This window comes from Streptomyces sp. NBC_00442, assembly GCF_036014195.1.
Lineage (GTDB): Bacteria > Actinomycetota > Actinomycetes > Streptomycetales > Streptomycetaceae > Streptomyces.
The window spans coordinates 764,656-785,625 of sequence record NZ_CP107918.1; the positions used below are offsets into that span (position 1 = coordinate 764,656).

Genomic DNA, 20,970 nt, shown 5'->3' on the forward strand with positions numbered 1-20,970 from the left:
CCGGGCCCCGCCGCGCCGTCGGGGCGACATCCGAGCGGGTGGGCAAGGGGACGGCTGCCCCAAGGACGCGTGTCGTATCGTCGGGAGACGCGCAGGCCGCGCCGCCAGGATCGACGTCAGGAGTCCCCGTGACCCAAGAGATTCCGCAGGCCCCCACGACCGAGCCCGAGCTGTCGGGGGTGCGCAACTTCCGTGACGTGGGCGGGTTGCCGACCGTGGACGGCCTGCGGGTGCGCGGCGGCAGGCTCTTCCGCAGCGGTCACCTGGCCCACGCCACCGCGGCGGACGCCGCCTTCCTCACCACGCTCGGGCTGCACACCGTCTTCGACTTCCGCAACGCAGGGGACCAGAAGCTGGAGGGGCCCGACATCGCGCTGCCGGGCGTGCGCAACGTCAACATTCCGCTGACGGACCCGGCCGACGGGGCCGAGTTCTGGAAGATGGTCCGCGACGGCGACCTCGACGAGCTGCGGTCCGCACTCTCGGGGACCAAGGGCGCGGACCGGATGATCGCGTCGTACCGCGAGGTGGTCACCGGGCGCACCGCGGAGCACAGCAGGGTGCTGCACGCACTCGCCGAGGACAGCGTGCCCGCCCTGATGCACTGCGCCGCGGGCAAGGACCGGGCCGGCATCTCCATAGCGGTGGCCCTGCTCGCGGTCGGCGTGGAGCGGGACGCCATCGAAGCCGACTACCTCAAGTCCAACGCCCCGCACCGTCGCTACCGGGTCCGCCGCACCAGCTCGTCGGCCGACGCGATGTCCCCCGAGGTGATGGAGCTGCTCAGCCCCCTCTTCGATGCCCGCGCCGACTATCTGCACGCCGCCTTCGACGCCATCGGGACGACCTGGGGCTCCAACGAGCGCTACTTCCGGGAGGGTCTGAAGCTCACCGACGAGACCCGCGAGCGGCTGCGCGGCCGGCTCCTCGAGGGCTCCGCCTGAGGGCTCGCGTCACCGTGGGCACAGGGCCGGACGCTACTTGCCGCCCACCTCGAACAGGAGATAGAGGAAGCCCGCGAAGATGTGTCCGGCGATGAGGTAGGCGAAGAGGCGTACGACCAGTCCCCTCGGGAACTTGGTCTCGGCGGTCTCCTCGATGTTCTTGCGGGGCCTCACCACGGTGGGAGCGCTCTCGTGCTCGGACATGTCGGTGCCGTCCTCTCAGCTGTGCGGGTGGTGCGGATGCGGATCGGGGCTCTGCAGCAGGGTATGTACGAAGAGGAACTCGGCTCCGCCGTGCGAGGCGGCGGAGATCCGGTGCGGGGTCAGCGAATCGAAGTGCGCGCTGTCGCCCGGGTCGAGTTCATGGGCGGCGTCACCGAGACTCAGCCGCAGCCGCCCGCTCAGGACGTAGAGCCACTCCTCGCCCGGGTGGACCCGCACGAGCTCCCGCTGGGTGCCGTACGGGACCTCGACGCGCAGCGCCTGCATGGCGCGGCCGGGGCCGCCGGTCTGGTGGTACGTCCAGCCGTCGGCCTCGCGCGGCGCGCCACGGCCGGCCCGGATGACGGGCTCGCGCTCGGGCGGCATCTCACCGAGCAGCTCCGAGACCGTCGTACCGTAGATGCGGGCCAGCGCGAGCAGCATCGGCAGCGAAGGCTGGCGGGCGCCGGTCTCCAGGCGGGACAGATGGGCCGGCGAGAGGCCGGCCCGCTGCGCGGCGGCCTCCAGGGTCAGCCCGCGCCGGCGGCGCAGTTCGCGCAGCCGGGGTGCGACGCCCGGGAGTGCGGCGATATCCTCGCCAGGAGTGCTCATGCACTCCATTCAGGCAGGCCATTGCCTCAGAGGCAAACTTTTTGCCTCTGAGGCAAAGTCCGCGACGAGGCGGCGGTGGGCGCCGCCCGGGTCAGCGGTTGGCGACCGCCTGTGTCACCAGGGTCCGGCCGAAGTCCCACATCAGCGATCCTCCGCCATGCGCGTCGTCCATGACGGCCGTGAAGGCCTCGACGAACCGGTCCACCTCGCGCTCGGTGACGGTGAGCGGCGGAATCAGCTTGATCACTTCCAGGTGGTCGCCCGACACCTGGGTGAGGATGCGGTGCTTCTGGAGCAGCGGCACGACCACCATCTGCGCGAACAGGCCCTTGCGAGCGGCCTGGAGCATGGTCCAGCGACTGCGCAGCTTGAGCGAGGACGGCCGCCCGAACTCGATGCCGATCATGAGCCCGCGTCCTCGGACGTCCGCCAGAAGCTCGTAGCGGTCGATGAGAGCGGCGAGCCGGGTGCGCAACAGATCTCCGGTGGTGCGCGCGTTCTCGACGATCCCCTCCTGATCCATCACCGACAGCACGGCGAGCCCCGCCGCCATCGCCTGGGCGTTGGAGCCGAAGCTGGCCGAGTGCACGAGGACACGGTCCATCGACGAGTAGACCTTCTTGAAGATCCACTCCTTGCCGAGGGTGGCACCGACCGGCACATAGCCACCCGAGAGCGCCTTCGCGACGCACACCAGGTCCGGCTCGACGCCCGCCTCGTGCTGGTAGGCGTAGAAGTCGCCGGTGCGCCCGAGGCCGGTCTGCACCTCGTCGGCGATGAGCAGCGCCTTGTGCCGGTGCAGCAGCTCCTGCGCGGCGAGCAGATAGCCGGGCGGCGCCTCGTGCACGCCCTTGCCCTGGATCGGCTCGACGATGAGGGCCGCGACGTCGCCCCGCTTCAACTCCCTTTCCAGCGCGCCCAGATCACCGAGCGCAAGCGCCGTGTCGGGCAGCAGCGGGGCGAACCCGTCGCGGAAGCCGGCCTCTCCGTTGACGGAGAGCGAGCCGGTGGTCAGACCGTGGAAGGCGTGCGAGCAGTAGAGGACCCGGGGCTTTCCGGTCGCGTACCGGGCGAACTTGAGAGCGGTCTCCACGGCCTCGGTGCCGCTGTTGCCGAAGAAGACCCGGTCCAGGTGCGGGCTGTGCGCGAGGAGCTTCTCCGCGAGCAGGCCGGGCAGCGGCTGGCAGTCGAAGCGGGTCAGGTCCGCGAGCGAGGCATCCAGGACGTCGTGCAGCGCCTTGCGCACGACGGGGTGGTGGCGGCCGAGGCCCATGACGCCGAACCCCGCGAGCATGTCGAGGTAGTCGTTGCCCTCGGCGTCCCAGAAGTACGCACCCTCGGCCCGCTCGTAGACCTTGTCGAAGCCGATGGTGTGCAGCATCCGGGGGAGCTGGTGGTTGAGGTACTTGCCGTGCAGTTCGTAGCGCTCGCCCCCGCGCTCGGCGAGGAGCCGCGCCAGGTCGAAGGCCTTGCCCTCGGGGGTCTTCGTGTCCGGTGCCGCGAAGGCCTGCGGCTCGCCGTCGGTCATGCGTCCTTCTCCTTCCCTGCCGCCGCGGCGGCTTCCTCCGTGGCCGCGAGCGCGGCGCCGATCCGTCCCGCGATCTCCACCGGGGTGAGCCCGATGTCGGCCAGCACCTCGGCGCGCTTGGCGTGCGCGAGGAACTGTTCGGGGATGCCGAAACCGCGCAGCGGCACATCCACGCCGGCGTCCCGCAGGGCCTGGCCGACGGCCCAACCGACGCCGCCGCTGCGGACGTTGTCCTCCACGACCGCGACCAGACGGTGCGCCGCCGCCAGCGGAGCGAGCTGTTCGTCGACGGGCTTGACCCAGCACGGGTCGACCACCGTGCACCTGATGCCCCGCCCGGCGAGCAGCTCGGCCGCCTGGAGGCAGACCGGGGCGAGCACGCCGACCGCGACGAGCAGGACATCGGCGTCCTCGTCCCGGCGCAGTACGTCCATGCCGCCGATCCGGGCGAGCGCCGGGATGTCGGGCCCGGCCGACTCCTTGGGGAAGCGCAGGACCGTCGGTGCGTCGGCCACGTCCACCGCCTCGCGCAGCTGGGTCCTCAGCCGGCCGGCGTCGCGCGGCGCGGCGATCCTCAGTCCGGGCACGACCTGGAGCATCGACAGGTCCCACATCCCGTTGTGGGAGGGACCGTCCACGCCGGTCACCCCGGCCCGGTCGAGGACGAACGTCACTCCGCACCGGTGCAGCGCGACATCCATGAGCACTTGGTCGAAGGCCCGGTTGAGGAACGTCGCGTACACGGCGACGACCGGGTGCAGGCCGCCGGTGGCGAGCCCGGCCGCGCTCACCGCGGCGTGCTGCTCGGCGATGCCGACGTCCCACACCCGCTCCGGGAAGCGCTCGGCGAACGCGCCGAGCCCCGTGGGGTGCAGCATCGCCGCGGTGACGGCGACGACGTCCGGCCGCTCGGCGCCGATACGGACCATTTCCTCGCCGAACACCGCCGTCCAGGAGGGCCCGTTGGACGGCGCGAGCGGGGCGCAGGTCAGCGGGTCCATCGCGCCGACCGTGTGGAAGCGGTCGGCTTCGTCGTCGAGGGCCGGCTGGTAGCCGCGGCCCTTCTCGGTCAGGCAGTGCACGAGGACGGGGCCGTGGAAGCTCTGCGCGCGGCGCAGCGCGGACTCGACGGCCTCGGTGCTGTGCCCGTCGACCGGGCCGAGATACTTCAGCCCGAGGTCCTCGAACATGCCCTGGGGCGCGATCGCGTCCTTGAAGCCCTTCTTCGCCCCGTGCAGCGACCCGTACAGCGGCTGCCCCACCACGGGCGTCTGCCGGAGCACCTCCTTGCCCCAGGCCAGGACCCGTTCGTAGCCGTCGGTGGTGCGCAGGGTCGCGAGGTGGCGGGCGAGGCCGCCGATGGTCGGCCCGTACGACCGTTCGTTGTCGTTGACCACGATGATCAGCGGGCGGTCGCGTGCGGCGGCGATGTTGTTGAGCGCCTCCCAGGCCATGCCGCCGGTGAGCGCGCCGTCCCCGATGACGGCGACGACGTGGCCCGTGCGCGCGAGCGCCTCGTGGGCCTTGGCGAGCCCGTCCGCCCAGCCCAGCACGGTGGAGGCGTGCGAGTTCTCGATGACGTCGTGCTCGGACTCGGCGCGCGAGGGATAACCGGACAGGCCGCCCTTGGTGCGCAGCTTCGAGAAGTCCTGCCGCCCGGTGAGCAGCTTGTGTACGTAGCTCTGGTGGCCGGTGTCCCACAGGATGCGGTCGGCCGGCGAGTCGAAGACCCGGTGCAGGGCGATGGTGAGCTCGACCACACCCAGGTTGGGCCCGAGGTGGCCCCCGGTCCGCGCCACGGCGCGGATGAGGAACTCCCTGATGTCCAGGGCGAGTTGACGCAGCTGTTCCGGGTCGAGCGCGCGCAGGTCGCGCGGCCCCCGGATGTTCTCCAGGATCGTCATGTTCGGGCCCCCTCCTGTCGATCCCGTTCGGCGCGCGATCGCCCCCGCGCTCCGCGGCGCCGCCGGGCCGATCACGCGACGAGCCCCGGAGGGACCGGCCCTCCGGGGCTCACGACATCAACCGCGGTTGCCCTGGATGGTCTCGCGGACCGCCCTGAGCGACTCCTTCAGCGACCCCATGGTGGCGAGCACGGCGGTCGGCTCGTAGCCGCAGTGCGCCATGCAGTTCGCGCACCGGTCGTCCTTGCCGCGGCCGTACTTGTCCCAGTCGGTGTCCTCGACCAGCTCGCGGTAGGTCGGCACGTACCCGTCGCTCATCAGGTAGCAGGGCCGCTGCCAGCCGAAGAGCGAGTAGTTGGGGATCGCCCACGCCGTGCAGGGGAAGTCGGCCTTGCCCTCCAGGAAGTCCAGGAAGAGCGGCGAGTGGTTGAGCCGCCAGCGGGCGCGGTTGCCCCCGGAGAAGGCCTTCTTGAAGAGCTCCCTGGTCTGCTCGACCCCCAGGAAGTGCTCCTGGTCGGGCGCCTTCTCGTAGGCGTAGGCGGGCGAGATCATCATCTCGTCGACCTTGAGGTCGTCGTTGAGGAAGTTGAGCACCTCGATGATGGTCTGCGGGGTGTCGGTGTTGAAGAAGGTCGAGTTGGTGGTGACCCGGAAGCCCTGTCGCTTGGCCTCCTTGATCGCCTCCACCGCCTCGTCGAACACCCCCTCCTTGGCGACCGACTCGTCGTGCCGCTCGCGCAGCCCGTCGATGTGCACCGCGAACGCGAAGTACGGCGACGGCGTGAACTTCTCCATTTTCTTGCGCATGAGGAGAGCGTTGGTGCACAGGAAGACGTACTTCCTCTTGGCCACCAACTGGCGCACGATCTCATCGATCTGAGGGTGCATCAGCGGCTCGCCGCCCGCGATGGAAACCATCGGGGCGCCGGATTCCAGGACCGCGCCGACGGCCTGGGCCACCGGCATCCGCTGCTTCAGGATCCCGGCCGGATGCTGGATCTTGCCACAGCCCTCACATTTCAGGTTGCAGGCGAAAAGCGGTTCCAGCTCGACGATCAGCGGGAACTTCTCACGCTTGCGCAACTTCTGTTCAAAGAGATAGGTCCCGACCCTGATGGACTGGCGAAGCGGCATGGCCATCTGGCTCACCTCCTGGGGAGCAGCAAAGAACGGTGCCATTCAAAGAAAGCGGGGAGAACGGCACGAAGAACGCGGAAGGCTGATATTCCACCGCGCACCGTGCCGATCCGGACGAGTTCATGTTCTGGAGCGTCCACGACCACTCGTACGGCCGCAACCGGACGCGGTCCGGCCTGCCGGGCTGTCCACAGCGTGGCGGCGGACTCCATGTCCACCGCGATCGCCCCGGTCGCCCTCAGGCCGGCCCGCTCGGGTCCGCGTACGACGTGGTCGGAGCCCGCGAGCGGGCCGGTGTGGACCGTGCGGCCCGGCAGCGCCTCGGTGAGTGCCGTGACGAGCACGTCGATGTCGCTGCAGACGGTGGTGCCCCGCGGATCGCGGGTTTCCTCGGCGACGACCAGGTCCCCGGGGTGCATCCCGGGGACGAGGCCGGCGCAGAAGCCTGAGGCGATGACCGCGGCGTCGAGGGCCGCGGGCCCGCTCAATGTGCGCCCGAGAGCGCGTTCGGCGGCCCGGGGGCCCATGCCGCTGCGGACCACCGTGACGGGGCCCGCCGCGCCGCGGGCGCCGCGCAGCGCGAGCCGCTCGATGGTGAGCGCGCAGGCGATCACCAGCGGAGCGGGCCTCGGGGCCCGAGGCGTGTCCATCAGCTCCCCTTGGCGGCGCTGAGGGAGAACGGTTCTCCGTGGACATAGCGGCCGAGCGCGGTCAGCGGGAAGACCTGCCGGTAGAGGTGGTAGTTGATGGAGAAGTCCCAGGGGAACCCGGTGCCGGTGAAGTACGGCTCGTCCCACGAGCCGTCCTCGCGCTGGTTCTCGGCGAGCCAGGCGATGCCGCGCTCGGCGGCCTTGCCGTCCCGCTCCCCCGCCGCGAGCAGCGCGAGCAGCGCCCACGCGGTCTGCGAGGCGGTGGAGGGACCGCGGCCCACCCATTCGGTCTCGCCGTACGAGCGCAGGTCCTCGCCCCAGCCCCCGTCGTCGTTCTGCACGGTCTCCAGCCAGCGCACCGCGCGGCGGATCGAGGGGTGCGAGACGGGGATGCCGGCCGCGGTCAGCGCGGGCACCACCGACCCCGTTCCGTAGACGTAGTTGACGCCCCAGCGCCCGAACCAGGCGCCGTTGGCCTCCTGTTCGGCGAGGAGCCACTCGATGCCGCGCCGGGTGCGCGGATCGTGCGCCTTGCCCTCGTGGGCGAGCATCTCCACCACGTGGGCGGTGACGTCGGCCGACGGGGGGTCGATGACCTCGCCGAAGTCGCAGAACGGGAGCCGGTTGGGGAAGGCGCTGGTGTTGTCCGCGTCGAACGCCGCCCAGGCGCCGTTCTTCGACTGCATCCCGAGGGTCCAGCGCGCCCCGCGTTCGACGGCCGCGTCGATCTTCTCCCGCTGCGGGTGCTTGACGCGGCGCAGCGCCAGGATCACCTCGGCGGTGTCGTCGATGTCGGGGTAGTTGTCGTTGTGGAACTCGAACGCCCAGCCACCCGGGGCCAGTTGGGGACGGCGGACCGACCAGTCGCCGGGCCGGGTGATCTCCTCGGCGAGCATCCAGTCGGCCGCCTTGACCAATGCGGGGTGATCGGCCGGGACGCCCGCGTCGGCGAGCGCGATGGCGGCGAGGCAGGTGTCCCACACCGGGGACTGACAGGCCTCGATCATCCGGGACCCGTCCTCGCGCCACACCGCGAACCGGTCGAGCGATTCCAGGCCGGCCCGCATCACCGGGTGTTCGAGGTCGTAGCCGAGCAGGTGCAGGGCGATCACCGAGTACACCGCGGGGGGCTGGATGCCGCCCCAGCAGCCGTCGTTCTCCTGGCGCTCGACGATCCAGCGGCCGGCGCTGCGCATCGCGGCCCGGCGCAGGGTGCGGGGCGCCACCTTGCGGTAGGCGTGCAGCACCTTGTCGAGGCGCTGGAAGGTTCCGCTCCAACTCGCCACGGGAGCAAGGGGCTTGGGAGGATTGGGGCGGGCCGCGTCGGTGTACAGCTCGTCGAGTGCGAAGGGCGCGGGCCGCACCGGGCGCTTGGCCGACACCACGGTGAGCGGCACGATGGTCTGCCGCGCCCAGCAGCCGAAGTCGTAGATGTTGAGCGGGACCCACGGGGGCAGGAAGATCAGCTCGGGCGGCAGCTCCGGCAGGTCGTCCCATTTCCACCAGCCGAACAGGGCCAGCCAGATCCGGGTGAACACCCGCGCCGATGCGATGCCGCCCTTGGCTCTGATCCACGCGGAGGCGCGGGCCATGTGCGCGTCCTCGGGCCGGTCGCCCGCGAGCCTGAGGGCCACATAGGCCTCGATGGTGGCGGACAGCTCGCCGGGCCCGCCGTAGAAGGTGGCCCACGTTCCGTCGTCGCGCTGCTCGCCCCGGACGAACAGGGCCGCCGCCTGGAGCGTCCTGGCGTCCTGGATCCCGAGGAACTGGCGCAGCAGCAGGTCCTCGGCGTCCATGGTGACGTTGGTCTCCAGGTCGCCCTTCCACCAGCCCTCGGCGTCCTGTCTCGCCAACAGGTGCGCGACACCGCGATCCGCCGCCAGCCGGGCGGCGTCGAGCACCTCGTCCGCGCCGGGAGCCGTCCCGGCGGTCGTACTGGCCGCGGCGGCCCGGGGCTGGGTGGCCCCGGCGCTTCCGTCGGTCGTCGCTGTCATGGCTTCCCCTTCGTGCAGTGGCTACTTCTGCTGTGCTGGGGTCTGACGTCGGAGCGGGCCCGGTTGCCCGGGGCCGTCCGGCGACTGCGAGGTCATATGGGAATGGTGATCATCTCTTCCGTACGACGACGAAGTCCGCGAGCGCGGTGAGCTGGGCACGGACGGTTTCCGGCATGTCCACGGCGCCGAGCGCCTCGATCGCGATGGTGTGCTGCCTGCGGGCCTCCTGGGAGGTCCACTCGCGTCCGCCGGCCTCCTCGATCAGGGCCGCCCGGGTGGCGAACTCCGCCTCGGAGAAGCTGTCGAAGTCATTGCTCTTGGCGTCGGCGGCGAGCAGCTCGCCGAGCCGCGTGGAGGCCGGGCCGCCCGCGGCGAGCGCGGCGACCACCGGCAGCGACTTCTTGCGCTGGCGCAGGTCGCTCCAGGTCTGCTTGCCCGTGGCGTCCGGGTCGCCCCAGATGCCCAGCAGGTCGTCGACGGCCTGGAAGGCGAGGCCGAGGTGGTAGCCGTACGCTTCCAGGGTGTCGGCCATCTTGTCGTCGGCGCCGCCGAGGACCGCGCCGATGGAGCAGGCGCAGGCGAGCAGGGCGCCCGTCTTGTTGCCCTCCATCTCCAGGCACTCCTCGACCGTGACCCGCTCGCGGTGCTCGTAGGAGATGTCCTGGGCCTGACCGTCGATCAACTTGCGTGTGGCGGTGGTGAGTCGGCGCGTGGCGCGGCCCGCTTCGACGGTGCCGAGTTCGAGGAGGACCTCGTTGGCGAGGGCGAACAGGGCGTCGCCGACGAGGATCGCCTGGGCCGGCCCGTGCACCTTCCACACCGTGTCGCGGTGGCGGCGCTGCTCGTCGCCGTCCATGAGGTCGTCGTGCAGGAGCGAGAAGTTGTGGACGAGCTCCACGGCGACCGCTCCGGGCACTCCGACCTCGGCGGCGGCGCCCGCCGCCTCCGCGGAGAGCAGGGCGAGCGCGGGCCGTACGGCCTTGCCGCCGTCCCCGGTCGAGGGACGGCCCTGGGCGTCGATCCACCCGAAGTGGTAGGCGGCGACGGTGTCCATGGGAGCCGCGAGCCGGTCGACGGCCGCCCGCAGCTCCGGAGTCGACAGCGCGCGCCCCCGCTCCAGCAGGGCGGTGACGTCCACGGTGTCCACAGCCGGATTCGCCGAAGCCGAAGGCACAGTCGGCACAGTCTCTCCTCTTGTTCCAGTACTGCTTACAGTCATGCCGCCTCCTGAAGCGGATGAACGTGGGGGCGGCCCAGGGCGGCGAGCGCGGCGCCGGCGGCGCTGAATCCGCTCCGTACGGCGCCTTCCATGGTCGCGGGCCAGCCGGTCGCGGTCCACGCGCCGGCCAGGTAGAGGCCGTCCTCGCGGGTCCGCGCCGACGGCCGCAGCCGTCCGACGCCGGGGGTGGGGGCGAACGTCGCTGTCCGCTCCCGGGTGACGAAGAAGTCGAGGATCCCGGCGCCGCGCGCCGCGGGCAACAGCTTTTCCAGCTCGGGGAGGTAGCGCGCGCGCAGTTCGGCCACGGGCAGTTCGATCTCGTCGCCCGCGTCCGACTGCGAGAGCGCCAGGTACTGGCCCGCTCCGGTGAGCCCCGAGGAGTCCGTACGGTCGAAGACCCACTGCACCGGGGAGCCGAGCGCGGCGAAGAAGGGCTGCTTGAGCACCTTGCGGTCGTAGACGACGTGCACGTTGAGGATGGGCGCGGTCCCGATGCCGAGCAGCCTGTCCGGCTCATCGAGGGCGCCGTCGGGCAGCAGGCCGTGCGCCTCCTTCTGCGGCACCGCGAGCACCACGACCTCGGCGTCCAGCGTCTCGCCGCCGAGCGTGACCTGCCAACTGCCGTGTCCGGTACGGGAGATGGCCTCGGCCTTGGTACGGGTCGACACCCGTACGCCCGCCGCGTCGAGCGCCTTGCGGGCCAGCGTGTCGTGCAGGTCGCCAAGCGGCACTCGGGCCCAGCCGATGTCGGCGGCGCCCGCCTCGGAGAGCAGGCCGGTCTTGAAGACCATGGCGGCGAGCCTGAGGGAGGCGTGCGGCGCGGTGGCGTTGAGGGTGGCCACGCCCACCAGGTCCCACAGGGCCTCGATGGTGCGCTCGGACTGGCCGTGCCGCCTGAGCCAGGTGGCGAAGTCCACGTCGTCGAGCGCCGGGTCGGCGGGGTCGAGTTTCCTCAGCGCCAGGGCGGCGCGCCCGACGGATGCGCGCTCGGCGAGCGAGAGGTGCGGGTAGGTCGCGAGGCTCCGTGCCAGATGTAGCGGCACCGGCAGCGCGTCGCGGCGCAGCCGGCCGAGCCGGGGGCCCCCGGGGTGGGCCACGTCGAGGACGGGCACGTCCAACGTGGCCTGGACGGGCGCGAGTTCGCTGCCGCCGACCCGGTCGAGGAACCAGCTGTAGGCGGTGCAGCAGCGCAGATAGACGTGCTGCCCGTTGTCGACGGTCAGGTTGCCGCGCCGGAAGGAGAACGCGAGGCCGCCCAGACGCGGCCTGCCCTCGGCCAGGGTCACGCTCAGACCCGCGTCGGCGAGTTCGAGCGCCGCTGTGATGCCGGCGAGTCCGCCGCCGACGACCACGGCGCGCTGGGGCCGCGTGCCGCTCATACGCCCTCCCCTCGCGTCGCGCCGGTGGCGTGCGCACGACGGCCCGATGCCGTCAGGGACGCGACGGTACGCCACGAGGTTGCACGTCGGGCCCGCGCCACGGTGCTCGGCCCGGAGTCGGGGTGCGCGTGGTGCATCAGGCGCGCCTCCTGGCGCTCTGGCGGGAGACGTGCCGGGTGTCGAGTCCCGACAGCCCGCGCACGGCGACGTACGCCTTCTCCCGGCCGGGCAGGGACACCCGGCCGCGCAGCACGGCCTCGGGGTCGCGCTCGATGCGGTCGAGCAGGCGGCGGTAGATACCGGCCATCGCGGCGACGCAGGCACCGCTGCGCCGGTCCAGCATGGGCAGCAGCCGGTAGCCCTCGGCGAACAGGGCGCGGGCGCGGCGCACTTCGAAGTGGACGAGGCCGGCGAAGTCGGAGCCGGGGGGCGGCAGCGGGCCGTCGAACCCGGTCGAGCAGCCGAACTTGGCGAGATCGTCGGCGGGCAGATAGGTCCGCCCGGTGCCGGCGTCCTCGCGAACGTCCCTGAGAATGTTGGTGAGTTGGAGGGCCAGTCCCAGCGTGTCGGCGTACTCCGGGGCGCGTTCGCTGCCGGGCGCGCCGGGCTGTGTGCCGAACACGCCGAGCGAGAGCCGCCCGATGGCGCCGGCCACGCACCGGCAGTAGGCCTTCAGGTCGTCCCAGGTCTCGTAGCTCTCGCCGTGGACGTCCATCAGCACGCCGTCGATGAGTTCGTCGAGCCCGCCCAGCGGGATCGGGAAGCGGCGTGCCGCGTCCGCTAGCGCGACCGCGACCGGGTCGGTGTCGTCCTCGTCGACCGCGCCGTCGCGCACCCGCCCGAGCAGTGCCCGGGTCTCTTCCAGGCGCGTCCGCTTGGCGTCGTTGGCCAGCGTGCCGTCACCGATGTCGTCGACCCGGCGCGAGAACGCGTACAGCGCGGACATCGCCTGCCGCTTGTCGGCCGGCAGCAGCCTGATGCCGTACGCGAAATTGCGCGCCTGCTGCCCGGTCACGGCCTCGCAGTAGCTGTATGCGGCCTGTACCGGTGCGGACACGGGTGCCTGTGCCTCCACTGTCCGGCTCACCCCTCTCTACGCGCTCTTCGCAAGACGGCTCCCACCTCGCGCACCAGCCGCGCCTTGGTGGGCTTGGGCGGTCCCGGAAGTACGTCGTGGCCGGCGGCAGCCACCGCGTCGAGCGCGGCGCGGCCTCCGGCCACGAATCCGGCCAGCAGCAGCCTGAGTCTGCCGTGGACGCTACCCACCAGGGGGGTGCCTTCATTCAGCAACGACCCGGCGCGTTCCGCTTCGAACGCGACCAGGGCACGCACCGAAGCGCTCCCTCGGGGGGCGGCCAGATCGGCCTGCGTGACATGGAAACGGGACATGTCCTCGGCCGGCAGATAGATCCGGTCCCGGCCGAGGTCCTCCTTCACGTCCTGGAGGTGTTCGACGATCTGCAACGCGGTGCAGATCGCGTCGGAGCGGCGGATCCGCTCCGGGCTCGTGGTGCCGGTGATGGCGAGGACGAGCCGCCCCACGGGATTGGCCGAGAGCTCGCAGTAGGCGAGCAGGTCCTCGTACGTCTCGTAGCGGCGCACCCGCTGGTCCTGGCGGTTGGCCGCGATCAGTCCGAGGAACGGCCCGGGGGTGAGCGCGCAGCGCTCCACCGTCGGCCGGAGCGCCCTCAGGAGCGGGTGGTGCGGGCTGCCGTCGAAGACCCGGAGCAGGTCCGCCTCGAAGGCGTCGAGCATCACGAGCCGGTCCTCCGCGTCGGCGGGGGCCACCCCCAGGTGGCGGGCGTCGGCGCCGCCGGGGGCGAGGTCTCCGTCGCCGATGTCGTCGACGAGCCGGGCGAAGCCGTAGACGGCCATCAGGTCGTCGCGCCAGGCGCGCGGCAGGAAGAAGGGGGCCACCGGGAAGTTCTCGTCCGCGGCCTTGTCGAGCGTGGCGCGCGAGGAGGGCCCGGGGCGCACATCCCGGACTGGGGTCACCGGGTACCGCCCGGGGCGGGAACGGCGGCCGTCCCTTGGAGCTGGAGATCTTCCGTAGCCATGGCCGTCACATCTCCCGTTCTACACCGCCGACCCAATACATCCTATTTCGGACACGCCGCCTGACCTCCCCGGACGGGGTGACCCGCCACGCGGGGAGCCCGGGGCGTATTACCCCACTTGCCGCGAATCAGCACCGGTACAGCTTACGTTGTACAACGGCCGCCAACACCTCGGGGTGTTGCGAGCATTACAAGAACACTCCGATCGGGCCCAACCTTCCCCCCGTACCGGCAACTTGACGGGATCTTGGCTGTCGGACCACACCCTAGGACGCACGAGCCCCCGCCGGGGTTGATCGGCAGGGGCTGGGTCCGTACGGGTCCGCCGGATGACTGGGCGTCAGCGGCCCGACTCCTTCTGGTACGCCTTGACGACCTCGTCGGTCGGCCCGTCCATCAGGAGCTCGCCCCGCTCCAGCCACAGCACGCGGTCGCAGGTGTCCCGGATGGAGCCGATGCTGTGGCTCACCAGGAAGACGGTGCCCGCGTGCTTGCGCAGCTCGCGGATCCGCTCCTCGGAGCGGATCTGGAACTGACGGTCACCGGTGGCAAGGGCCTCGTCGATCATGAGGACGTCGTGGTCCTTGGCCGCGGCGATGGAGAACCGCAGCCGGGCCGCCATGCCGGAGGAGTACGTCCGCATCGGCAGGGAGATGAAGTCGCCCTTGTCGTTGATGCCGGAGAAGTCGACGATCTCCTCGTAGCGCTCCTTGACCTCCTCGCGCGACATGCCCATGGCCAGGCCGCCGAGGATGACGTTGCGCTCGCCGGTGAGGTCGTTCATCAGCGCCGCGTTCACGCCGAGCAGCGAGGGCTGGCCGTCGGTGTAGACCCGCCCGCTCTCCGGCGGCAGCAGGCCGGCGATGGCCCGCAGCAGCGTCGACTTGCCGGAGCCGTTGGAGCCGATCAGGCCGATCGCCTCGCCGCGGTACGCGGTGAACGTCACGCCCTTGACCGCGTGCACCCGGCGCATGCCCCGGGACGCTCCGCCGGTCTTGTCCTTCTTCACGATGCGGCTCAGGGCGGCGGTGGCGCTGCCCCTTCCGCCGCCGCCACCGTTGACGGTGTACACGATGTGCACGTCGTCGCAGATGACGGTGGGAATGCGCGCGTCCTCGACCGCCACACGGTTCTTGATGTCCTCAGCCACGGCCATAGCGCTCCTCAGCCTTCCAGAAGTACACGAATCCCAGGGCGCCCACGACGACGGCCCAGCCGGTCGCCAGGACCCAGACGTGCGGGGGCAGGGTCCCGCCGCCGTATCCGTCCAGCAGGGCGTAGCGCGCGAGATCCATGTAGATCGCGGCGGGGTTGACCTGCAGGACGTGCTTGAGCCAGCTCGGCTTGTCGTGGAGCACCGCGGTGATGCTGAACATCACTCCGGACGAATACATCCACGTACGCATGATGAACGGCATCAGCTGCGCGAGGTCGGGCGTCTTCGCGCCGAGCCGGGCGAAGATCAGCGCGAGTCCGGTGTTGAAGACGAATTGCAGCGCGAGCACGGGAACGATGAGGATCCACGTCATGCCCGGTGCGAAGCCGGAGGCGACCACCACGATCATCAGGACGATCATCGAGAACAGCAGCTGCTGGAGCTGCTGGAGCGCGAACGAGATCGGCAGGGACGCGCGCGGGAAGTGCAGCGCCCGCACCAGGCCCAGGTTGCCCGAAATGGCCCGTACGCCGGCCATCAGCGAGTTCTGCGTGAAGGTGAACAGGAACACGCCGGTCACCAGGAACGGGATGAAGACATCGTTGGGGATGCCCTTTCTCGTTCCCATGAGCACGCCGAAGATGAAGTAGTAGACCAGCGCGTTCAGCAGGGGCGTCGCCACCTGCCAGATCTGGCCGAGCTTCGCCTCGCTGTACTGGGCGGTGAGCTTGGCCGAGGAGAACGACAGGATGAAGTGGCGCCGACCCCACAGCTGCTTGATGTAAGCGGTCAGCCCGGGACGGGCACCGCTCACCGACAGCCCGTGCTTGGCGGCGAGGTCCGCCGGGGACAGGGTTGTGTCACTCACAAGTGGAAACTTTCGTGTTCAAGAAGTACGCCCGATGGTCTCAGAGCCGAGACTCTCAGATGACGGGGGGACGGCCCAGCCGGGTGAGCTTGAAGACCGTACGCCACTTCATGGGGCGGCGCGGTCCGCAGGGCGTCGTCCAGCCCTCCTTGAACCCGCCGAACCAGGCCTTCAGGGCGGGACCCGAGGGCTTCCGCGCCAGGGTCAGGAGCAGCCAGACGCCGAGGTAGACGGGGACCAGGAGCGCCGGAAGGTTGCGGCGGGCGAGCCAGACCCGGTTGCGGGCCACCATCCGGTGGTAGACCGCGTGCCGGGACGGGGCGGTCGTCGGATGGTTGAGGACCATGTCGGCGCGGTAGTCGATCATCCAGCCGGCGTCCAGGGCCCGCCAGGCGAGGTCGGTCTCCTCGTGCGCGTAGAAGAACTCGTCGGGCAGCCCGCCGACCTCCGCGAACACCCGGGTCCGCACGGCGTTGGCGCCGCCGAGGAAGGTGGTCACACGCGATGAGCGCATCGGGTCGGAGGCGCGCAGCCTCGGCACGTGACGGCGCTGGGTGACGCCGGTCTCCGGGTCGGCGATCCGGAAGCTGACGATGCCGAGCTCCGGGTCGGCCGCGAAGGCCTGGCGGCACAGCTCGGCCGTGTCCGGACGGGCGAGCAGACCGTCGTCGTCGAGGAACAGCAGGACGTCCATCTCGGCGCCCGAGGGACCGAACGCCTCGATGCCGACGTTGCGGCCGCCCGGGATGCCCAGGTTCTCCGGCAGCTCCACGGTGCGCACGCCCTCGGGGACGTCCGGGACCGGGGCGCCGTTTCCGACCACCACGGCCTCGACGCGGTCGCCTTCCTGCTGGGCGACGGAGTCGAGCAGGGCGCGCAGCTCGGCGGGGCGGTTACCCATGGTGATGATGACCGCGCCGACCTTCATCGGGGCGCTCACTTCAGCCTGCTGGAGGCGAGGACGGACACCAGGTGCAGCAGCGTCTGAAGGAGCGCGATGCCCGCGAGCACCGCGACGCCCAGACGCGAGAAGTACAGGTCGCCACGGACCTGGTCCACGACGGCGAGGACCAGGATCAGCAGGGAGGCCTCGATGCCGAGGACGAGCCGGTGGAACTTCAGCGCGGCGGCGGCCCTGCGGGCGAGCGCCATGCCGGAGGAGCGCGGTGTGGCGGCCGCGTCCTTGACCTGCGGCAGCCCGGCCTGGTGGCGGGCGACGCCGACGAGGTCGGTCTCGGCCTTGATCAGGATGGCGCCGAGCGCCGCGAGCGTACCGAGGAAGGCCCACAGCCAGTCGATGCGGCCGGGGCCCCACAGGTCGGCGGCGCGCAGGCCGAAGCCGACCAGGACCGCCGCGTCGCACAGGTAGGCGCCGACGCGGTCGAGGTAGACGCCGGAGAGCGAGAACTGCTTCTTCCAGCGCGCCACTTCGCCGTCGACACAGTCGAGCAGCAGGTAACCCTGGACGGCGACGACACCGAGGACGGCGCCCCAGACGCCCGGCACGAGCAGCGCGGGGGCGGCGAGGACCCCGCTGAGGGTCATCAGATACGTCAGCTGGTTCGGCGTGACCTTGGTGGTGACCAGGACACGGGTGATGCGCAGCGAGATCTCGCGCATGTAGAGGCGGCCGCCCCAGTGCTCGCCGCTGACCCGGTCCTTCACACCCGCCGGGTGCACGACCGGGCGGAGCTCAGCTACGGATGGTCTTGGCATAGTCGGCGTACGCGTCCCTGATCTGGTCGGTGGACAGGTCGAGGTGTTCCAGGATGGTGTAGCGGCCGGGCCGGGTCTGCGGGGCGAACTCGACGGCCTGGACGAACTCGTCCACGCTGAAGCCGATCTCCTCCGGGGTGACCGGCAGCCGGTGGCGCCTGAGCACGCTCGCCATCAGCGCGGACTCCTCCACCGCGCCGCGCAGGTGCATGGCGAAGGCGGCACCGAGGCCCACTTGTTCGCCGTGGCTCGCGGCCCGCTTGGGGAAGAGGATGTCGAAGGCGTGGTTGATCTCGTGGCAGGCGCCCGACGCGGGGCGCGAGTCACCGGAGATCGACATGGAGATGCCGGTGAGGACGAGGCCCTCGGCGAGCACTTGGAGGAAGCCGTCGTCTCCGACGCCGCCGGGGTGGCGCAGCACGGCCTCGCCGGCCTGGCGGGCCATGGCCGCAGCGAGGCCGTCGATGGATTCGCCGGTCTCCCGGTTCGACAGCTCCCAGTCCGCGATGCAGGAGATGTTCGAGATGGCGTCGCCGATGCCGGACCGCACGAAGCGGGCGGGAGCCTCGCGGATGACGTCCAGGTCGATGACGACGGCGATCGGCGTGGGCACCCCGTAGGAGCCGCGGCCCGCGTCGTTGTCGAGGGTGGCGACCGGCGAGCAGAGGCCGTCGTGCGCCAGGTTGGTCGGGACGGCGACCAGGGGGAGACCGATGCGCGCCGCGGCGTACTTGGCGCAGTCGATGATTTTGCCGCCGCCGAGCCCGACGACGGCGTCGTAGTGACCCGACTTCATCGCGTCGGCGAGCTTGATGGCGTCGTCGAGCGTGCCGCCGCCGACCTCGTACCAGTCGGCGCCGGGCAGCGCCGGGGCCAGCCGCTCGCGCAGCACCGCCCCGGAGCCGCCGCTGATGGCCACCGCGAGTTTGCCCGACGCGGAGATGCGCTGGTCGGCGAGGACGCAGGCCAGATCGTCCAGCGCTCCGCGGCGGATGTCGACGACGACGGGCGACGGAATCAGTCGCGTCAGTACTGGCACGCGATCTCACGGCCCTTCGCCAGGTCGTCGTGGTTGTCGATCTCGACCCACGACACCTCGCCGATGGGGGCCACGTCGACGGTGAAGCCGCGGTTCACGAGCTCCTGGTAGCCGTCCTCGTAGTAGAGGTCGGGGTCGCGCTCGAAGGTGGTCTTCAGGGCGTCGGCGAGCTCCTCGGCGGCCTCGGCCTCGATGAGCGTGACACCGATGTACTCGCCGGTGGCGGTCGCCGGGTCCATCAGCTTGGTGATGCGCTGGACGCCCTTGCCCTCGGCGGTGATGACCTTCATCTCCTCGTCGGCGAGCGACTTCACCGTGTCGAGGGCGAGGATGATCTTCTGGCCCTTGCCGCGCGCGGCGAGGAGGGTCTTCTCGACGGAGACGGGGTGGACGGTGTCGCCGTTGGCGAGGATCACGCCCCGCTTGAGGACCTCACGGGCGCACCACAGGGAGTAGGCGTTGTTCCACTCCTCCGCCTTGTCGTTGTCGATCAGCGTGATCGCGACGCCGTACGTGGCCTCCAGGGCCTCCTTGCGCGCGTACACGGCCTCCTTGCGGTAGCCGACGACGATGGCGACCTCGGTGAGACCGACCTCGGCGAAGTTCTTCAGCGCGATGTCCAGGACGGTGGTGTCACCGTCGACAGGCACGAGGGCCTTCGGGAGCGTGTCGGTGTAGGGGCGCAGACGGCGTCCGGCACCGGCTGCCAGTACGAGGCCAATCATGCTGTTTCTCCTTCGTCATGTACGGCAGGTGCTCCGGAGGACACCCAGAACCGGATGGACTCCACGAGCACCACGAGCGCGATGGCCGCCGCGAGGGCGGTGAGCGCCAGGGTGAAGTCGGTGCCTCGCGTGGCGAGGACGGCGGCGAGCACCGCCACCACGAGCGTGCGGCCCTCGTGGCCGCCGATCACCCGCACCAGCCACTGCGGCGGCGCGCCGGAGCCGCCCTTGATGCGGTAGACCGTGTCGTAGTGATGGTAGGCGACCGCGGATACGAGCCCGAAGGCCGCGGGAAGGGCCCCGTTCACGTCGGAGCGGGCGGCCAGGACGAGGACCGTGCAGTATTCGGCCACCCGGAACAGGGGCGGCACGAGCCAGTCGAGGGCGCCCTTGAGGGGGCCCGCGACGGCGAGGCCGGACAGGACCGCGTAGAAGACGGCCGCGACGATCATCTGGCTGCCGCCGACGGGCTGGGTGAGCGCCGCGGCGATCAGGGCGGCGGCGCCGACGGCCGCGACGACGGGCGCGCCCGGGATCCGGGGCGCCCTGGCGGCGACCAGGTGCGCGAGGGGCCCGCTGTCGGCGAGCTCGGCGAGCGCACGGGCGGCGCGGTCGGTGCGGGTGGCGCGGCGGGTCACGGAGCGCAGGACGCGGCCCGCGGTGGTGTAGCAGGCGGCGAAGGCGCAGCCGATGAGCAGCGCGTAGAAGACGATGCGGGGCGTGGTGAGGGCGGTCAGGACCGCGATCATCGCCCAGCGCTCGCCGATGGGCAGCACGATCATGCGACGTACCCACACCGTCCAGCCGACCGAGTCGAGCCGGTCGGACAGGGCGGCGGTGGGGCTGGTGTTCGCCGTGGCGTCGGTGCCCACGACGTGCGCCTCGTTGTAGGAGAAGTCCACGACGTGCCGGCAGGTCTGGAGCACCATCGCGCCGAGCGCGAGCGCCCATACGTCGTCGCCGCCCCGGGCGGCTCCCAGTGCCAGGCCCGCGTAGTACGCGTACTCCTTGGCGCGGTCGAAGGTGGCGTCGAGCCAGGCGCCCATCGTCGAGTACTGGAGCGAGTAGCGGGCGAGCTGCCCGTCGGTGCAGTCCAGGACGAAGGAGAGGATCAGCAGCACGCCCGCCGCGACGTAACCGCCGCGGGTCCCGGTCGCCGCGCAGCCGGCCGCGATCAGGGCGGTGATCAGCGATGCGGTGGTGACCTGGTTGGGGGTCAGACCGCGGCGGGCGCACCAGCGGGCGATGTAGCGGGAGTAGGGGCTGATGCAGTGGGTGGTGAAGAAGCCGTCGCGGGACTTGACCGCGTTGCGCAGGCGAACGGCCTCGTCGTCGACGGCGGCGACGGCGCGCGCGGCCTCGGCCGCGGCGGCCCCGTCGGCGGGGACGCTCGCCACGAGCGAGCCCAGATCGGGGTGGTGCACCGCGACGCCGTCGGTCTCGATGGCCACGGCGACGTCGTCGGCGAGCACGGAGGCGACGCGGACCGGTGACGTGGGCGCGGTGGCCGCGACGGCGCGGGCGAGCGCGGGGCGGGCGTCGGCCTGGACGGCGAGGGCGCCCGGCACCGCGGCGGCGGGGAAGCGGGGGTCGGTCAGCGCGAGACGCAGCGCGTGACGGTGGCCGACGAAGCGCGGGTCGACCAGGGCGACGCGCTCACCGGCCGGGACCCGGCCGACCAGGCGGGGCAGCTCGTCGGGGAGCAGGGCCTCTTGTACGTCGAATCCCAGCGCGCGCAGATCGGGTCCGAGCTGCGATCCGGGTACCGGCGGACCGGTAAGGATGGCGGTCGACAGACGAATCCACTCCTTGCGACTGACATGGCTGAAGTCCGACGGCCC

General features: G+C 71.3%; 19 protein-coding genes. 1 reads left to right on the plus strand and 18 read right to left on the minus strand.

The genetic code is table 11. The features are described from left to right. Positions 1-128: 128 nt before the first annotated feature. The gene (locus tag OG432_RS03525; RefSeq protein WP_328307585.1) at positions 129-944 is read left to right on the plus strand and encodes a tyrosine-protein phosphatase; all 816 of its coding nucleotides are present in this window, start codon (positions 129-131) and stop codon (positions 942-944) included. A 33-nt stretch (positions 945-977) separates the two neighbouring features. Here the strand turns inward: OG432_RS03525 and OG432_RS03530 are convergent, their stop codons facing one another. The 18 genes from OG432_RS03530 to OG432_RS03615 form a co-directional block, all read right to left on the minus strand. Then, on the minus strand, positions 978-1,148 hold the full coding sequence (locus OG432_RS03530) for a DUF6126 family protein (protein ID WP_328307587.1): 171 nt from the start codon (positions 1,146-1,148) through the stop codon (positions 978-980). Between the two features lie 15 nt (positions 1,149-1,163). After that, a complete protein-coding gene (locus OG432_RS03535) occupies positions 1,164-1,757 on the minus strand; it encodes a helix-turn-helix domain-containing protein (protein WP_328307588.1) in 594 nt (197 codons plus the stop codon). A gap of 91 nt (positions 1,758-1,848) precedes the next feature. After that, on the minus strand, positions 1,849-3,285 hold the full coding sequence (locus OG432_RS03540; protein WP_328307590.1) for an aspartate aminotransferase family protein: 1,437 nt from the start codon (positions 3,283-3,285) through the stop codon (positions 1,849-1,851). Beyond that, positions 3,282-5,189: a 1-deoxy-D-xylulose-5-phosphate synthase gene (dxs, locus tag OG432_RS03545; RefSeq protein WP_328307592.1), complete on the minus strand. Its 1,908-nt coding sequence runs from the start codon at positions 5,187-5,189 to the stop codon at positions 3,282-3,284. Before dxs ends, OG432_RS03540 begins: the two co-directional genes overlap by 4 nt. Before the next feature lie 117 nt (positions 5,190-5,306). Next, complete coding sequence (hpnH, locus tag OG432_RS03550) at positions 5,307-6,329, minus strand: adenosyl-hopene transferase HpnH (RefSeq protein ID WP_328307594.1); 1,023 nt, start codon at positions 6,327-6,329, stop codon at positions 5,307-5,309. Between the two features lie 5 nt (positions 6,330-6,334). Then, positions 6,335-6,976: a phosphorylase family protein gene (locus OG432_RS03555; RefSeq protein WP_328307595.1), complete on the minus strand. Its 642-nt coding sequence runs from the start codon at positions 6,974-6,976 to the stop codon at positions 6,335-6,337. Continuing rightward, complete coding sequence (gene shc, locus OG432_RS03560; RefSeq protein WP_328307597.1) at positions 6,976-8,970, minus strand: squalene--hopene cyclase; 1,995 nt, start codon at positions 8,968-8,970, stop codon at positions 6,976-6,978. Before shc ends, OG432_RS03555 begins: the two co-directional genes overlap by 1 nt. A 109-nt stretch (positions 8,971-9,079) precedes the next feature. Further along, entirely contained in the window at positions 9,080-10,189 is a 1,110-nt protein-coding gene (locus OG432_RS03565; RefSeq protein WP_328307599.1) for a polyprenyl synthetase family protein, read from the minus strand. Then, positions 10,186-11,568 (minus strand): hydroxysqualene dehydroxylase HpnE, encoded by a 1,383-nt coding sequence (gene hpnE / locus OG432_RS03570; protein ID WP_328307601.1) that lies wholly within the window; start codon positions 11,566-11,568, stop codon positions 10,186-10,188. Before hpnE ends, OG432_RS03565 begins: the two co-directional genes overlap by 4 nt. A gap of 136 nt (positions 11,569-11,704) precedes the next feature. Then, positions 11,705-12,655 (minus strand): presqualene diphosphate synthase HpnD, encoded by a 951-nt coding sequence (hpnD, locus tag OG432_RS03575; protein WP_328307603.1) that lies wholly within the window; start codon positions 12,653-12,655, stop codon positions 11,705-11,707. Further along, a complete protein-coding gene (gene hpnC, locus OG432_RS03580; RefSeq protein ID WP_328307605.1) occupies positions 12,652-13,563 on the minus strand; it encodes a squalene synthase HpnC in 912 nt (303 codons plus the stop codon). The genes hpnD and hpnC overlap by 4 nt, the downstream gene beginning before the upstream one ends. A 402-nt stretch (positions 13,564-13,965) precedes the next feature. Further along, positions 13,966-14,781: an ABC transporter ATP-binding protein gene (locus OG432_RS03585; RefSeq protein ID WP_328307607.1), complete on the minus strand. Its 816-nt coding sequence runs from the start codon at positions 14,779-14,781 to the stop codon at positions 13,966-13,968. Continuing rightward, positions 14,768-15,649, minus strand: a complete 882-nt coding sequence (locus tag OG432_RS03590) for an ABC transporter permease (RefSeq protein WP_328307609.1) — start codon at positions 15,647-15,649, stop codon at positions 14,768-14,770. Before OG432_RS03590 ends, OG432_RS03585 begins: the two co-directional genes overlap by 14 nt. Before the next feature lie 55 nt (positions 15,650-15,704). Beyond that, positions 15,705-16,589 (minus strand): glycosyltransferase family 2 protein, encoded by an 885-nt coding sequence (locus OG432_RS03595; RefSeq protein ID WP_328307611.1) that lies wholly within the window; start codon positions 16,587-16,589, stop codon positions 15,705-15,707. Next, positions 16,586-17,365, minus strand: coding sequence for a CDP-alcohol phosphatidyltransferase family protein (locus OG432_RS03600; protein WP_328307613.1), 780 nt, complete (start codon positions 17,363-17,365; stop codon positions 16,586-16,588). The genes OG432_RS03595 and OG432_RS03600 overlap by 4 nt, the downstream gene beginning before the upstream one ends. Beyond that, the gene (locus OG432_RS03605; protein ID WP_328307615.1) at positions 17,343-18,404 is read right to left on the minus strand and encodes an iron-containing alcohol dehydrogenase family protein; all 1,062 of its coding nucleotides are present in this window, start codon (positions 18,402-18,404) and stop codon (positions 17,343-17,345) included. Before OG432_RS03605 ends, OG432_RS03600 begins: the two co-directional genes overlap by 23 nt. Continuing rightward, positions 18,392-19,129: a phosphocholine cytidylyltransferase family protein gene (locus OG432_RS03610; protein ID WP_267057466.1), complete on the minus strand. Its 738-nt coding sequence runs from the start codon at positions 19,127-19,129 to the stop codon at positions 18,392-18,394. Before OG432_RS03610 ends, OG432_RS03605 begins: the two co-directional genes overlap by 13 nt. After that, the gene (locus tag OG432_RS03615; RefSeq protein WP_328314985.1) at positions 19,126-20,925 is read right to left on the minus strand and encodes a DUF5941 domain-containing protein; all 1,800 of its coding nucleotides are present in this window, start codon (positions 20,923-20,925) and stop codon (positions 19,126-19,128) included. The genes OG432_RS03610 and OG432_RS03615 overlap by 4 nt, the downstream gene beginning before the upstream one ends. Positions 20,926-20,970: the final 45 nt, after the last annotated feature.